Here is a 15,996-nt window from a genome sequence, read left to right as displayed (position 1 = left end):
AGAAGACAATGAGATTTAGATTTAACCATCCGATTAATTTTTTAATACTAATTATTTTCTTTTTTGTATCGTGTAAAAATGAGATGCCAAATATTCAAATAATTGGTTTTTCAAATGAGAAAAACACACCAGCTTTTCATGGAATGCATAAAATTCAAAAGGCATTAGATTCCATGAACGTGCATATTGAAAAAGACACCACATTAAGTGTTTCGAAAAGCGATTATTACATTTTTGCAGGTTTATCTAGTGAAGATAATCAAGCAACAAAAATGCTTAAAAAAATGGGGGTAGACTTGCCAAAAGAAAAAGAAGCATTACTTATAAAAAAGACAACATATAACGATAAACCAGCGCTTATTTTTTGTGGAGGAGATGAGGTTGGATTAATGTATGCCGCTCTAGATGTTGCACAGCGAATATCTTGGAGTAAGAACCCACAAAACCTTTTTGAATACGTGAATGATGTTTCGGAAGCGCCAGATGTTAAGGAACGTGCCGTATCTGCGGGTACATTTCATAGAGGTTATTTTGAAAAAAAACTTCATGATATAAAGTATTGGGAAACCTATTTTGATATGATGGCTGAGAATAGATTGAATCAATTCTTGTTGATTTTTGGCTATAAGAATAACCAGATGAAAGAGCCTAATTTTATGGCACCTGCTTATCCTAATTTTTTTAATGTTGAAGGGTATCCTTTTGTTAAAATAAAAAACGTCACAGAGGAGCAACAAAAACAAAATACGGCATCATTAAAAAGAATAATTGCCTTAGCACATTCAAGAGGTATTGAGTTTGGTGTAGGGCTTTGGGATCAGATTGAACGCGATGCCCGATATAAAGCAATGGTTAAAGCAGATGGTGATATTCCTGCTGATTTACCAGACAATATTATTTGGGGATTGACCGAGGAAAACTTGATACCATACACCAAAAAAGCCATGCAGAAATTTTTTAAAAATTTCCCGGAAATTGATTTGGTTCAATTTAGGATGCATTGGGAAGCTGGAATTTCGGGAGATATAGCCTTGGAATTTTGGAAGGAAATATTCAATATGCTTAAAAAAGAGCACCCTAATATGAAAATTGAAGCGCGGGCAAAAGACGTTCCAGATGAAACGTTATATGATGGAGTAGATACGGGTGCCGATTTTCGTGTGGCAACCAAACACTGGATGGAACAAATGGGCATGCCTTTTCATCCTACACATATCAATACAGATAATCAATTTGATAGACGTCATGGGTATGCAGATATGCTACGTTACCCGAAAAAATACGGATTTAAATGGCGCGTGTGGTCTGGCGGTACCACAAGGTTATTCCTTTGGGGAGACCCAGATTGGGTAAAAACATTTAGTAAAGGGTCTCATTTATATGATGCCGTTGGTTTTGAATTTAATGAACCTTTGTATTTTAAAATGAACGGAAGCAAGCACGATGCAGAAGTTACCGATTTATTGAATCTAGACAACCGCTATTATAACTATGAATTGGAACGGTATTGGCATTATTATCAGGTTATGGGAAGAGTTGCCTATAATCCAAATACGCCGAGTGATATTTGGGAAATGGAGTTTAGCAAACGTTTTGGCAATGAAGCTGGACTGTCTATAATGAACGGTTTACATAAAGCCAGTAAAATACTTCCAAGAATTGTAACGGCAAGTTATCTTTATGAGCCATTTTTTGCAAGTCCACAGGGTTGGGCTGAAATGCAGCGAATGGAAGATTTAAAACATTTTGCCTTAAACTCCGAGCCATCAGATATTCAGCAATTTGCCTCTCCAAAAGAAGAAGCAGAATTTATAATAAACAATGAACCTTCTTTTAGAGTTTTACCAAGTGAAACAAGCGAGTGGTTTTCAAACATTTCTAAAGACATTTTAACTGATGTTGAAAATGCTGAAAAAACCATAGGCACACATCAGAATAAGGAATTTATTTCAACTATTACAGATTTAAAAATGCTCGCATATTTAGCTCAATATCATTCGCAACGCTTGTTGGCAGCAGTTAGCTATAATCTTTACCATAAAACAGGAGATTTGGTGTCTTTTGATCAAGCACTTTCTTTTGAGTCTAAAGCTGTTGAAGCCTATGGAAACCTAGTTGAATCCGCTGGGAATATTTACAATCAGCAATTGGATTTTGGTTCAAATAAAGCCCTTTTTCCTGGGCATTGGAGTAAAGAACATAAACGTCTTGAAAATGAATTGGAAAGTTTAAAGCAAACAAGAACAAAAATCAATGATTCCATTTTTGAGAGAGATTTAATGGCACACATTCCAGTTTCTAAAATAGCTACAAATAGTCCTTTAACGATTAATACCACATTAAAATTAAAAGACGGGGTAAGTGATGTTCAAATAATGTACGCAGTAAATGAGGAGGATTACAAGGCTATTACAATGGAACAGGTAGAAAACAGTATGTACACAGGAGTTATTCCATTCGCTGAAAATAATTCTCAAATCACCTATTATTTTAAAATTACTGACAAGTCAAACAACACCATAAGTTATCCAAAAACGGGCAGTAAAGATTCTTTTAAAGTTTTAATTACTGATGATAATGAGCCTCCTACAGTTGAATTGCAACGCATAAAAAGTGCGCCAACACATAAGGCTCTAAAAGTTGAAGCTTCAGTTTTAGATGCATCGGGAGTAAAAAATGTAAGGCTTAGATATCGACGGGTGAATCAATTTGAAGATTACCAGTCATTAGAAATGACAAAAATAGGTACGTCAGATAGATATGAAGCGACCATACCAAGTGATTTTTTTGATGGAAAATATGACGTTATGTATTTTGTAGAAGTTATGGATACCAAAGGAAACGGTAAAATATATCCCGATTTGGAAAAGGAGGCACCTTATGTTATTGTTAAACTGGATAGATAAATAAAATAGTTGCAAATAAATCAATCATATTTAAGACGTATCCTAGTATCGAGTATTTGTTTACTTTTTTCAGGGGTGATATTTGGTAATACCATAACCATATTTTCAGATTCAGATGTTCCTGCTATACAATTTGGCGTTAATGATCTTAAGCAATCTATTGAAAATAAAGGTAGTTCATGTATCTTAATGCCAATTTCAAAATTTCAAACTAGGCAGACACAAATACGATTTATAATAGGGCTTGCTCAAGATCATTTACTTCTGAAACGATTAAGAGAAGCAGGGGGTAGAAGTCCAGAATCATTGGTTGATGAAGGATATGCTATTCGAATGACCCATAAAAACAACCTATTAACCGTTTGGGCAATTGGTGCCGATGCCTCAGGCGCGATGTATGCAGGACTAGATTTAGCTGAAACCATTTTATATGATGGTTTAGATGGTATTAAGGAAACCGATAACAAGCCATATATTAAAAAGCGAGGCTTGAAAATTAATGTGCCACTCGATGCGCGCACACCAGCGTATGCCGATTGTGGCGATGCAGCACAACAAAATATGTTGGTCATGTGGGATGTTGACTTTTGGAAGATGCACCTAGATGCCATGGCAAGGGATAGATATAACGCCATTACTATGTGGAGTGGGCATCCTTTTCCATCTATGGTAAAAGTGCCAGATTACCCAGATATTGCCCTAGAAGATGTAAAAATTAGCGATATCGATTGGCTTGAATGGTTTCCGAAAAACGCAGGGCATGGAGGCGGTAAAGGGGTAACCGATGATATATTGGCAAACCTAAAGACCATAAAAAAAATGACCATGAATGATAAGATTGCTTTTTGGCAAGAAATCATGCAGTATGCTCATAACCGTGGCATTGAATTTCACATCATTACTTGGAATATATTTGTTTGGGGAGCTGATGGTAAATACGGCATTACTCATGATGTTAAAAATGAAGTGACCATTGATTATATGCGTAAAAGTGTCCGTGCTCTTTTCGAAACGTATCCATTACTTGCGGGCATTGGTACTACTGCCGGAGAGCGCATGCCTAGTTTAACGCCCGATGAGAAAGAAAAATGGCTTTGGAAAACCTACGGACTTGGCGTTATGGATGCTAAAAAGGCGTTTCCAAATCGAAAAATCCGATTTATTCATCGCTATTGGATGTCTGATATTCCTGAAATCACTAAACATTTTGAAGGGTTTGATGAGGATATTACCTTTGACTTTAGTTACAAATATGTAAAGGCACGATTATACGCTAGCACAAATCCTGGATTTGTTGACCCCATTCTTAAAGAAGCTCCAATAGGTACAAAGTGGTGGTGGAATTTGCGAAATGATGATATTTTCTATTTCCGTTGGGGCGATGCCGATTATGTGCGTGAATTTATAAATAATATGCCTCCTGAGAATCAAACGGAAGGTTTTCACATGGGTTCAGATGGTTATGTTTGGGGACGTGAATTTGTTAGTATAGAACCTGAATCTCCGCGTCAAATGGAGATTGATAAACACTGGTACAGGTTTATGCTATGGGGACGATTGGGGTATAATCCAAACCTAACCAATGCGTTTTTTGAAAAAGCTATGCAGCAAGAATTTCCTGAAAAACCAACCGAATTACTTCAGGAAGTTTGGGCAACGGCTTCCAAAATCATTCCAGCTGTAAATCGAGAACATTGGCACGATTGGGATTTTCAGTGGGCCGTTGAGGCTTGCCAAGGACGTAATGGTTATCATGCTATTACAAATGATTGTTGGAAACCTGGAAGTACTGAAGTAGCAGATGAAATTCAGAATTATTCCAATTTTGTATTAAATAATATAGTTAAGTTACAGAAAATTGAAGGCGACAAAACATGGCACTGCACTTTGGGAGACATTGAAGCCATGGCACATCTTGGAAACTACTATGCCGAAAAATTTTGTGCTGCTGATGAAAAAGATAAAAACAAAGAGAAAGCTATGGCACATTTAGAAAAAGCAGCAGCACATTGGAAAAAATATGCTGAAGTTGCTAAAAAACAATACAAATCGCAGTTACTAAGTAAAGGTGGATGGGCCGATTGGGATAATGGTTATGAAAATGCGCTTAAGGATATCACTCTTTTACAAGAAAAATGGGAAAAACATTAAATTATGAATGACACTATAAAAATAGTATTAAAGCAAACTAAAATGGAAATAAATATAAAAACATTCTTGTCTCTAATTTTTCTGACTTTTAGTATAATAGGTTGGGGACAAAACCCTATTCTTAAAGATACGGATCCGAGTTTTTTATATGCCGCAGACCCTGCAGCTGAGGTGTTTAATGGAAAAGTATATGTGTATTGTTCACGAGATCAACCAGATGCTGTAAGTTTTTCTACTATGCAAGATTATATGGTATTGGAATCAGACGATATGGTGAATTGGACGAATCATGGTGTTGTATTAGAACCTCGTAAATATTTTTGGGCAGATGGACAAATGAATGCGCCTGATGTGGCTTATAAAGATGGGTGGTATTATTTTTATTTCCCTTATAATAAAACACATATTGGAGTCGCTAAAAGCCGCACACCTATAGGTCCTTGGGAAGAGGCAGTAAGTGATAAAATTACAACCATATTCGATCCTACGGTTATTGTTGATGATGACGGTCAAGCATATATTTATGGTAACGACCATAAGGTAAATATTGGCGAAACTGGAACGCATATTATGGGTGCCAAACTTAAAGACAATATGATTGAGTTAGATGGAGATTGGCAACGTTTATCTCAAGAAGAAGTTTCTGAAGCGGTACACGTATTTAAACGTAATGGAACGTATTATTTCCACGCAAGGGTTGGTCCTATAACAGAATATTGGATGTCTAATAGTCCTTTACCAAAATACGCTACTTTTAAAGGGGAATTGGCACCTGATGCACCAAATGCACCTAATCATGCTTCAGTTATCGAATTTAATAATCAATGGTATTATTTCTATCATCGAGCAGATGTAAATGAAGGTTCTTTTTTTCGTCGTTCTGCGTGTTATGAAAAAATGTATTTTAATGAAGATGGAACTATTCAACCCATTATTTATACATTGGATTAGCTCGTATATTTTGATAACTGTTATTGTGAAAAAATGTCTTTTAAAAACGATAGATTTTAATTAATTTAGCTAAATGATATACTACTGGCTTGAGAGTTTTAGCTTTGTTAGATTACTTAATAAAATAGGTTTTGTAATACTATTAACAAATTTTTTGAACCTATCTTATGCTCAAAATTTTGAACAATTTTCGAATAATCAAGGGTTAAATCATAATACTATAAACGTTATTGAACAAGACCATTATGGGTTTTTATGGTATGGAACTCCAAATGGAATAGTACGCTATGACGGCTATGAGTTTAAAACCTATACTTCACAATCTAAAATTAATGGTAGTTTAAATGGCAATTATATTTATTCCCTTTGTAACGATGACAAGGGGGTGATGTGGATAGGAACAAACTTAGGTCTTAATGTATATATACCTTGGTTGGAAAAGTTTTATATAGTTCCATTGTCAAATAAAATTTCAATTAGTCATATTGATGTTGATTCTACAGGGCGTGTTTGGTTTTCTGGTGAAAATCAATTGTATGTCTGTGAGTTAGTTGATATAGAAAAAGGGACTTTTAAAGTGTCAGATAATATTTTAGAATCATATTCTCGACTGTCATCTATTAATTCATTTATTTTTAAAGATGATAGCACACTTATTTTAGGAACCTCACTGGGTCTTAAGCAGCTATCTTTAAAGGCGAAAGAATCTTATATTTTATCTGATTTCGACGTTCTAAACGATAAAGAAATTAACTCATTAACTATAATTAAAAATATACTCTGGATTGGTACCACTGAGGGATTGTATAAAGCAACTTTAGAAGACAGATTACACATTATAGATGCTTTTAATGATTCAAAAAAACAACCTTTTCCAGTAGTTGTAAATACTATTTTAGAAGACCATTCTGGAATGGTTTGGGTGGGGACCCAAGATAATGGTCTTTATAAATATGATCAAAAAGAAGACACTTTTGAGCATTTTGCGCATAATAAAAAAAACAAGTGGGGTATAAGTAGTAAACATATTAATACCATATACGAAGATGATTTTAATATTTTATGGATTGGTACGGCTCAAGGAGGTCTTAATAAATTGGATCTTACCCAAAAATCATTTATAACTTATGAGCATGACCCATATGATTTTAATTCGATTTCAGATAATTTATTAACTTCCATTTTAGAGGATAATAAGGGGCGGCTTTGGTTGTCTGGTTATCATTCTACTTTATTTAGAAGTACAAATTCAGTAAATGATAAGACTGTTAGCAAATTAGAATTTGAAGATTTACATGCAAAAGTACCGATGTCTGATGGAGATATTATTAGATGTATTTATGAAGACGAAAAAGGCTTTATATGGTTAGGTTTAGATAATGCTGTAGTAGTTTATAATCCATTAACAAAAGCGTTTAAAACAGCAGTTTTCAAAAATAAAGGAAATCCATATTCTGTAAATTCAATATGGGAAATTATTCAAATTGATAAAACGCATATGCTCTTAGGCGGTCATGAGATTTTATTGGTAGAAAATCCTTGGCAAGACCTTAAAGAAAATAATAATTCACTGTTAAATATAAAATTAATTTATGATTTAAAAGATGAATATCTACAAGTGGTTCTAAAAGATGATAAAAATTCGTTTTGGTTTGGAACAACTAAAGGGCTTTTACACGGTGTTTTTAAACAAGACAAAATTATTATAGATCATGAATACAATACGCAAAGTAAAGATATTAGGTTAAGTTATAATGATATTTTTACGCTTCATAAAGAAAAAAATCACTTATGGATAGGAACTTTTGGAGGTGGTTTGAATAAAATGACATTAAATAGTGAAGGTTTGCCAATTAAAATTGAATATTTTAGAAAGGACGATATTTTACCAGGCGATGTTATTTATGGAATTTTGCAAGAAGGCAATTCACACCTATGGCTCAGTACAGATATGGGTTTGGTTAAGTTTAATATCGAAGATAACAAAACAAATGATTATGACATAAGAGATGGTCTGCACCAAAATAACTTTAGGCAAAATAGCTTTTTTAAAGGAAACTCGGGCTATTTTTATTTTGGAGGATTAAATGGATTAACGGTTTTTAAACCAGAAATTATTACGCTAAATACTCAGGTGCCAGAAATTTTAATTACTTCGTTATTGATTGATAATAAGTTAGTTGAAATTGGTGAAGAAATAAACCATAAGGTAGTACTTGATAAATCGATATCTGAAACCGAAAGTATCACAATAAGTCAAAGTCAGAGAATTATATCTTTTAATTTGGCAGTAAAACACACGTCTGTACCATCAAAAAATAAATTAGCTTTTAAATTAGAAGGGTTTAATAATAATTGGATTGAAGAGCCTACAGGGAAGACAACGGTAACATATACCAACCTTTCAGCAGGAGATTATGTGTTTAGAGTAAAAGCGGCTAATGGTGATGGCGTTTGGAGTAATACAGATAAACAATTATCTATTAAAATTTTACCCCCATGGTATAATACCTGGTGGAGTTATTTGTTGTTTTTTATTTTAACCGTATCAATTTGTTTAGGAATCATAATTTATTTCGTGCAACACGAAAAATTAAAACAAGGTCTTAAATATGAGAAAATGGATAAAGAAAGAATAGAAACTATAAACCAAGGTAAGTTCCGTTATTTTACAAATTTATCCCATGAATTTAGAACGCCTTTAACTTTAATTTCAGGACCTTTAGAGCGTATTATAGCTAGCAATTCAGATTTAAATAACACTAAATATTTATCTATAATTCAAAAGAATACGAAACGACTTTTAAGTCTGGCAGATCAATTAATTACATTTAGGCAAGCAGAACAAGGGCATGTTAATCTAAAATTAGTCAAATGTACTTTAGGAGATTTTATATATCCTACAACCGAAGCTTTTGAGAATTATGCATTAGAAAAGAATATAAATTTCTTTTATAAAATAACCGAGCCTAACGAAGAAATTATTTTAGATATTGAAAAATTTGAACGTATTATTTTTAATTTACTTTCAAACTCATTTAAAAATACTCCTGCACAAGGTAATATTAGTATTGAGGCTGGAATAACAATGGTTTCTGGAGAGAAAATAATCAATATAGATGTAATAGATACAGGAAAAGGAATCCCTCCAGAAAATTTGGATAATATTTTTGAGCGATTTTATCAATTAGGAACTAAACTAGGAGATGTTAGTGGTGGTGGTATTGGGTTATCTTTTTGTAAATCGCTAGTTAATTTACTTGGTGGAGAAATTTCAGTAAAAAGTAATCCTAAGATTGAAACACGATTTTCTGTAAAAATACCATCCAGACCAATAGATGATTATTTGTTAGACAACATAAATTTAACCGAGAAATCATACATAAAAGATTGGGTGCCGTTGGTAAATAATGTTAATGAATTAGAAGGCATATCCCCTGATACTAAAGCTAAAAAAGAGTACACAATACTAGTTGTAGAGAATGAGGAAGACGTTCAGAATTTTTTAATGACAGAACTTTCAGTAAAATATAACGTTATTATCGCCAATAATGGTATTGAAGCATTAGATAAAATTAAATTAAAAGAACCAGATTTAATAGTAAGTGATGTCATGATGCCAGAAATGGATGGCTATGAACTTTGCGAAAAAATAAAATCTGATCCTGCTACATGCCATATCCCTGTTTTATTATTAACGGCTTTAGGAGATAATGACAATGTTATAAAAGGACTTGAATTTGGATCGGATGCCTATATAAGCAAACCTTTTTCTTTAAAGCATTTGGAATTGCGTATTAATAAATTAATTCAAAATAACGTTCAAATAAAAAGATACTTTTCTAAGAATAGCTTACTTCCAATAGATAATAAAGATTTAGAGTTTTCTAAAAAAGACAAAACATTTTTAGAAAATATAGTAAAAGTTATAGAGAAAAACTTATCTAATTCTAATTTTGGTGTTGAAGAGCTTTCTACAGAATTGGGTTCAAGTACATCACATTTTTATAAGCGTTTTAAACAACTTACTGGGCAATCACCTAATGTGTATATAAGAAATTACAGGTTACAACGTGCCGCTGAACTTTTAAAAAGTAACGAAGGTTTTAATGTGACAGAAGTAATGTATCAAATTGGAATTGAATCCAATTCATATTTCTCAGCATCATTTAAAAAACTGCATGGCGTATCTCCATCAGAATTTTTGAAAAGAAAATAGAAAAATTATTGATCTTAAGCACATTTGGTGAGTTATAATATAATAGTTCTATTTATAATTTTTATTGGTCAGGAGGCTTGCTTTATCGGTTTTTTGAAGACTGTGTATAGAAATTACTTACTTACTAACCTGAGTTCGATAAATAATTAGATAGTATTTTAACAGTAAAGAGGATAGGTTTTTAGTAAATTAAAGCGTTGAATTTTAGTTTATTAATTCAAAAATCTATCTATGATAATTTACATTAAAGTTACTGAAGTTTTCTGTTTGGCTGATGAGTTTTCAAAGGAATATGACCTAGTTGTAGAAAAACATCTTCTAGGGAACCCTGCAAAATAACCTTCAATAATGTCTAAAAGTGAAGTGGTTACTATCACTCTCTTATTTCAATTAAGTGGGTTTAGAACTTTTAAGCATTTTTATATTCATTATGTCTAAAAGCATATGCAGTAAGAGTTTCCTAATACGGTGTCATACAATAAATTTGTAGAGCTAAAGCAGCAAAATTTAATGATGATGATGATCTTGTTTCTAAAGACTTGCTGCTTAGAAGAATCTACAGGTATTTCTTTTGTAAATTCTACCCCTGTTAGAATTTATAAACCAAAGCGAATAAAAAGCAATAAACTATTCAAAGGCATTGCTATCACTGGAAAATCTACCACGGGATGGTTTCATGGATTTAAACGTCATATTGTAATAAATGATAAAGGAGAGATCTTGAATTTCACTATTACTCAAGCAAATATAGATGACAGAATGCCTTTAAAAAATATAAATTTATTAGATAAAATTTACGGTAAATTATATGCAGACAAAGGGTATGTTGGTAAAGATTTAATGCAACTTCTCTTTGATGATGGATTACATTTAATTACCCACATTAAGAATAACATGAAGTATGCTTTGATGACTATGAGTGATAAAATTTTACTCAGAAAACGCTCTATAATTGAAACTGTAAATGATGAACTAAAAAACATCTGTCAAATAGAACTCTCCCGACATAGAAGCTTTACCAATTTCCTGTCTAATATCGTGGCAGGCCTTATTGCATATAGCTTTCTGCCTAAGAAACCTTCTATCAAATATAAAACTGTAAAGACAAATCAAATTACTCTGTATTAATCGAACTCAGGTTGCTATTAATTTCTGTATCATGTTGTATTTAGTTTAAACAGCATATAATTTCCAAATCAAGCTAAGCCATTATTTTTTCGACTACCTAACTAAAAAAAAACTATTATTCGTGCATCAGATTCCTTTTGATGCAACAGTTTTTCAATGAGCAAGTTCGCTACTTCATTTGTGCTGTATTAAATGTAGTTATTGCGTCTGTTTTAATTGATTTAAGCAAGTAATAAGTCATTTTAAGCAAGCTAAAACATAACGTTTCTAATGATATTTGGAAGGCATTAGTCAAACAAAAAATAAGCAAAAACAAGTATTAATAATTTTTTTAGTGTTTAGATCAGAGCTTTTAAATTAATTGACTTTTTTAAATGTCATATAAATTATGAGAAAATGGATGATTCTGTCTATATCTATAATGATTCTTGGGTGTGTCGAAGTACAGAAAAAAAGAAATTACAAAGAAGTTACCTAATATGGTTTACATACTTATCGAGGATTTGGGTAATGGTGATACTTCTTCCTTAAATCCGTAATCAGGGATTAAAACACCAAGTATTACGATATTAATGAAACTATTAACCTTTATATGGATTACCCAGAAGTAGTTAATGATTTGACAAATTTGTTGGAAAAGGCCAAAAAGAATAAAAAAACAAAAAGTAAAAATAGTATGAATAAAAAAATTCCCTTTATTAAGTTAAATCCATATATAGTATTGCTATCTATACTCATTTTGGGTTCATGTAAACACAAAACGGAAGTGAAGTCCAAAATCGATGATTCTGAAAAGAAACCAAACATCATTTTTTTATTAGCTGATGATCAAACGAGAAACACCATTAATAGCCTTGGTAATTCCCAAGTTATTACACCAAACCTAGATAAATTGGCTGCCAATGGAACCTTTTTTAATAATGCCTATCTCATGGGAGCCATGAATGGTGCTGTGTGTTCCCCTAGCAGGGCTATGATCATGACGGGTAGAGCACTATTCAATATAGATCCTACAGGAAACACGATTGATTCAACACATACAACTTTACCTAAAACGCTGGGTAATGCGGGCTATCACACCTTTCATATAGGTAAGTGGCATAATGGCGTAAGTGCTTTTACCCGTAGTTTTGATGATGGCTCAAAAATATTTTTTGGAGGTATGCACAGGCAATACCAAGTTCCTACTTTTGAATTTGACGAAGGAAAAGATTATTCAGAGGAACGCTTGAATATTCCTTCTGATAAACATTCATCTGAACTTTATGCAGATGCGGGAGTAGCATTTTTAGATACATATGAATCTGAAAAACCATTTTTCATGCATATCGCATTTCAGGCACCTCATGATCCAAGGGAAATGCCTAAAGAGTATTTAGATATGTATAATCCCGATTCCATTTATTTACCAAAAAATTTCAAAAAAGTTCATCCTTTTGATAATGGAGAGTTAGATATACGTGATGAGTGGCTTGCAGGTTACCCACGAACAGAAGAAGAGATAAAAGCAAACATCGCTGCCTATTATGCCATGATTACCCATTTGGATGCTCAAATAGGTAGGGTTTTAGATAAGTTGGAAGAAAAAGGGCTAGCGGAAAATACTATTATAGTCTTTGCAGGTGATAACGGATTGGCTGTTGGTCAACACGGGCTCATGGGTAAACAAAACCTTTATGAACATAGTATTAATGTACCTCTTCTATTTAAAGGTCCTGGAATTCCTAAAGGAAAGGTCATAAATAGTTTTGCCTATCTTTTTGATATTTACCCCACTTTGTGTGATCTGACAGAGACTAATATTCCTCAGACAGTAGAAGGGAAAAGTTTAAAACCAGCACTTATGGGTACTACAGAACAGGTTCGTGAAGGCATGTTTTTTGCGTATAAGAATTTTCAAAGAGCGGTACGAAATGATAAGTACAAATTGATTAAATATAATGTGAACGATGAGGTCGTGACCCAACTATTCGATTTGGAAAATGACCCTTTTGAAACAAAAAACTTAGCAGATCAATCACAATTTAAAGATCAATTAGAACTAATGACTGATCTCATGAATACTCAAATGAAATTAAATAATGATGAGGCTAGTTTAGAGGAAAAGAGTTGGGGAGTTCCTGTTTTACTTGCTTGGAAAGATAAAACAGATAAAACTGAAGTAGAGCATTTAAGAGATTTGGCTAAAAAAGAAAGACAAATGAGAGGCTTTGGCATTGACAAATTAAAATAATAACCAAAAAAAGGTTATGAAGAAATTTTTAAAGGCCAATGGTTATTTATATCCTGATAGAGTGTAAAGAAAATAAAAATAAACTGTTACCAGTTGTAGCTACTGAAACGAAAAACCTATCAGAAGTAAAACCTGAAAAATTAAACGAATTTACAGCACTTTGGAAATCTTGGAAAAAGTATCAAGAGAAAAGTGCTAATGGTGCTGATTACTAATCAGTAAGCGATGTAAATAAATAAAATTAATAACCAACATAAATAAAAACTCTATGGCAGTATTAACAAGAATAGAAATCATTAAACAATTAAAAGCAAAAATAGCAAAAGGAGAGCCAATAATTGGCGCAGGAGCAGGCACAGGACTCTCAGCAAAGTGTGAAGAAGCAGGCGGGTCAGATTTAATCGTTATCTATAATTCAGGACGTTTTAGAATGGCAGGGAGAGGCTCTTTAGCTGGATTATTGTCATATGGTAATGCCAATGATATTGTAAAGGAAATGGCTCATGAGGTGATACCCATAGTGAAAAATACGCCGGTATTAGCTGGTGTTTGCGGAACAGACCCTTTCATGTTAAGAGATTCATTTTTAAAAGAGCTTAAGAATTTAGGTTTTGCGGGCATTCAAAATTTTCCAACCGTAGGGTTGATAGACGGTGTTTTTAGAGCCAATCTTGAAGAAACAGGCATGGGCTATGATTTGGAAGTAGATTGTATTAGAGCAGCTCATGAATTAGATATGCTTACAACACCTTATGTGTTTGATAAAGATAACGCTATACAAATGACAGAAGCTGGGGCAGACATCATTGTCGCACACATGGGGTTAACGACAAGTGGAGCTATTGGTGCGCAAACTTCAAAATCGCTTGATGAATGTGTACCGTTGGTTCAAGAGATTGTTGATACCTGTAAAAATATCAATCCAGAAGTAATAGTACTATGTCATGGAGGTCCAATTGCCATGCCAAATGATGCACAATATATATTGGAAAGAGTCAAAGGAATAGATGGATTCTATGGAGCCAGTTCTATGGAAAGACTTCCTACAGAAATTGCCATTACTGCACAAATTAAAAAGTTCAAAGCGATGACCTTAAAAAAATAAGAGCATCTATTGAATCTCATGACTAGTAATTTAAGTCAGATTTAAGATAATTAATAGGAAGCATGATGTCAAAAAAAATCGTTGTTGTTGGTGCTTTTGATACCAAAGGGGAGGAGTACAAGTTTATAATAGACCAGATAAAAGAAAAGAATTATCAGGTGATAGCTATCAATACTGGTGTCATGGGATCAACAGATCTTTTTGCTGTTGATATTCAAGCAGAGGTGGTTGCTAAAGCAGGAGGAACCGAAATTGAAACCCTCCGAAAGGTAAAAGATAGAGGACATGCTATTTCAGTCATGTCAAATGGTTTGGCAACAGTCATCGTAAATCTTTATGCAAAAGAAAAAATAGATGGTATTATAGGCATGGGCGGTACTGCAGGTACAAATGTGGTTACCTCGGGTATGAAACCTTTACCTTATGGCATTCCTAAAATTTGTGTATCAACAGTTGCCTCGGGAGACGTGTCTCCTTATGTAGGCATAAGTGATATTATCATGATTCCTTCTTTAGTTGATATATCAGGTTTAAATCCTCTTAGTGAGTCTGTTTTTACTAATGCAGTTGGAGCATTGATTGGAATGTTAGAGGTTAAAAAAAGCAAACAATCAGAACCAAAACCCACTATCGCGGCATCCATGTTTGGAAATACCACACCTTGCATTGATGCCTGTCGCGAAGCACTTAACCTAAAAGGATATGAAGTTTTGGTATTTCATTCAACCGGTGCTGGGGGTAAAACCATGGAGAAATTAATAGATCAAGGCGTTGTACAGGGCGCATTAGACATAACGACTACAGAATGGGCAGATACTTTATGCGGCGGCGTATTTGATGCAAGTTCTGAAAGACTAGATGCTCCAGGAAAAGCAGGCATCCCACATCTTATAGCTCCAGGTTGTATTGATATGGTTAATTTTGGAAACCCCGATACGATACCTTCTAAATATAAAGATCGCCTTTTTTACAAATGGAATCCTCAGGTAACTTTGATGCGTACTACAGTAGATGAAAATCGAAAACTAGGAGAAATATTTGCAGAAAAGGCAAATGCTTCAAAAGGAAAAGTGGCATTCATTATCCCATTACAAGGTTATTCCATACTTGATTCTATAGATGATAAAAATGAACAGCAACTCTTTTGGGATCCAGCTGCTGATAAAGCCTTTATCGAAGGTCTAAAAAGTAAGCTAAAACCTGAAATCAATATTATAGAAGTTGATGCCAATATAAACGATCCTATTTTTTCAAATAAAGCGGTAGAAGTCTTTTTAGACATGTTATAAAGAATAACTAAGCT

The 15,996-nt window shown here is 33.4% G+C and carries 8 protein-coding genes and 1 pseudogene; all 9 read left to right on the top strand.

Going from position 1 to position 15,996, the window contains the following annotated elements; translation table 11 throughout:
• Positions 1-8 precede the first annotated feature (8 nt).
• The 9 genes and pseudogenes from R6X41_RS12815 (at position 9) to R6X41_RS12775 (ending at position 15,982) form a co-directional block, all read left to right on the top strand.
• Positions 9-2,906, top strand: a complete 2,898-nt coding sequence (locus R6X41_RS12815) for a hypothetical protein (protein ID WP_318500738.1) — start codon at positions 9-11, stop codon at positions 2,904-2,906.
• 9 nt (positions 2,907-2,915) lie between these two features.
• Positions 2,916-5,057 carry a hypothetical protein gene (locus R6X41_RS12810; protein ID WP_318500737.1) on the top strand — a complete coding sequence of 714 codons (2,142 nt, stop codon included), beginning with the start codon at positions 2,916-2,918 and terminating at the stop codon, positions 5,055-5,057.
• Between the two features lie 3 nt (positions 5,058-5,060).
• Positions 5,061-6,008 carry a family 43 glycosylhydrolase gene (locus tag R6X41_RS12805; protein WP_318500736.1) on the top strand — a complete coding sequence of 316 codons (948 nt, stop codon included), beginning with the start codon at positions 5,061-5,063 and terminating at the stop codon, positions 6,006-6,008.
• 154 nt (positions 6,009-6,162) lie between these two features.
• Positions 6,163-10,227: a hybrid sensor histidine kinase/response regulator transcription factor gene (locus R6X41_RS12800; RefSeq protein WP_318500735.1), complete on the top strand. Its 4,065-nt coding sequence runs from the start codon at positions 6,163-6,165 to the stop codon at positions 10,225-10,227.
• A gap of 231 nt (positions 10,228-10,458) precedes the next feature.
• Positions 10,459-11,355: pseudogene (locus R6X41_RS12795) on the top strand (IS982 family transposase).
• 592 nt (positions 11,356-11,947) lie between these two features.
• On the top strand, positions 11,948-13,588 hold the full coding sequence (locus R6X41_RS12790; RefSeq protein WP_318500734.1) for a sulfatase family protein: 1,641 nt from the start codon (positions 11,948-11,950) through the stop codon (positions 13,586-13,588).
• A 38-nt stretch (positions 13,589-13,626) separates the two neighbouring features.
• Positions 13,627-13,803, top strand: coding sequence for a hypothetical protein (locus R6X41_RS12785; RefSeq protein WP_318500733.1), 177 nt, complete (start codon positions 13,627-13,629; stop codon positions 13,801-13,803).
• Positions 13,804-13,856: 53 nt separating this feature from the next.
• The gene (locus tag R6X41_RS12780) at positions 13,857-14,693 is read left to right on the top strand and encodes a phosphoenolpyruvate hydrolase family protein (protein ID WP_318500732.1); all 837 of its coding nucleotides are present in this window, start codon (positions 13,857-13,859) and stop codon (positions 14,691-14,693) included.
• Between the two features lie 62 nt (positions 14,694-14,755).
• Positions 14,756-15,982: a Tm-1-like ATP-binding domain-containing protein gene (locus R6X41_RS12775; RefSeq protein ID WP_318500731.1), complete on the top strand. Its 1,227-nt coding sequence runs from the start codon at positions 14,756-14,758 to the stop codon at positions 15,980-15,982.
• Positions 15,983-15,996: the final 14 nt, after the last annotated feature.

This window comes from Formosa sejongensis (assembly GCF_033447105.1).
Classification (GTDB): Bacteria; Bacteroidota; Bacteroidia; order Flavobacteriales; family Flavobacteriaceae; genus Formosa.
Note: the sequence above shows the minus strand (reverse complement) of the source record. Positions and strands in the feature narration are given on the sequence as shown.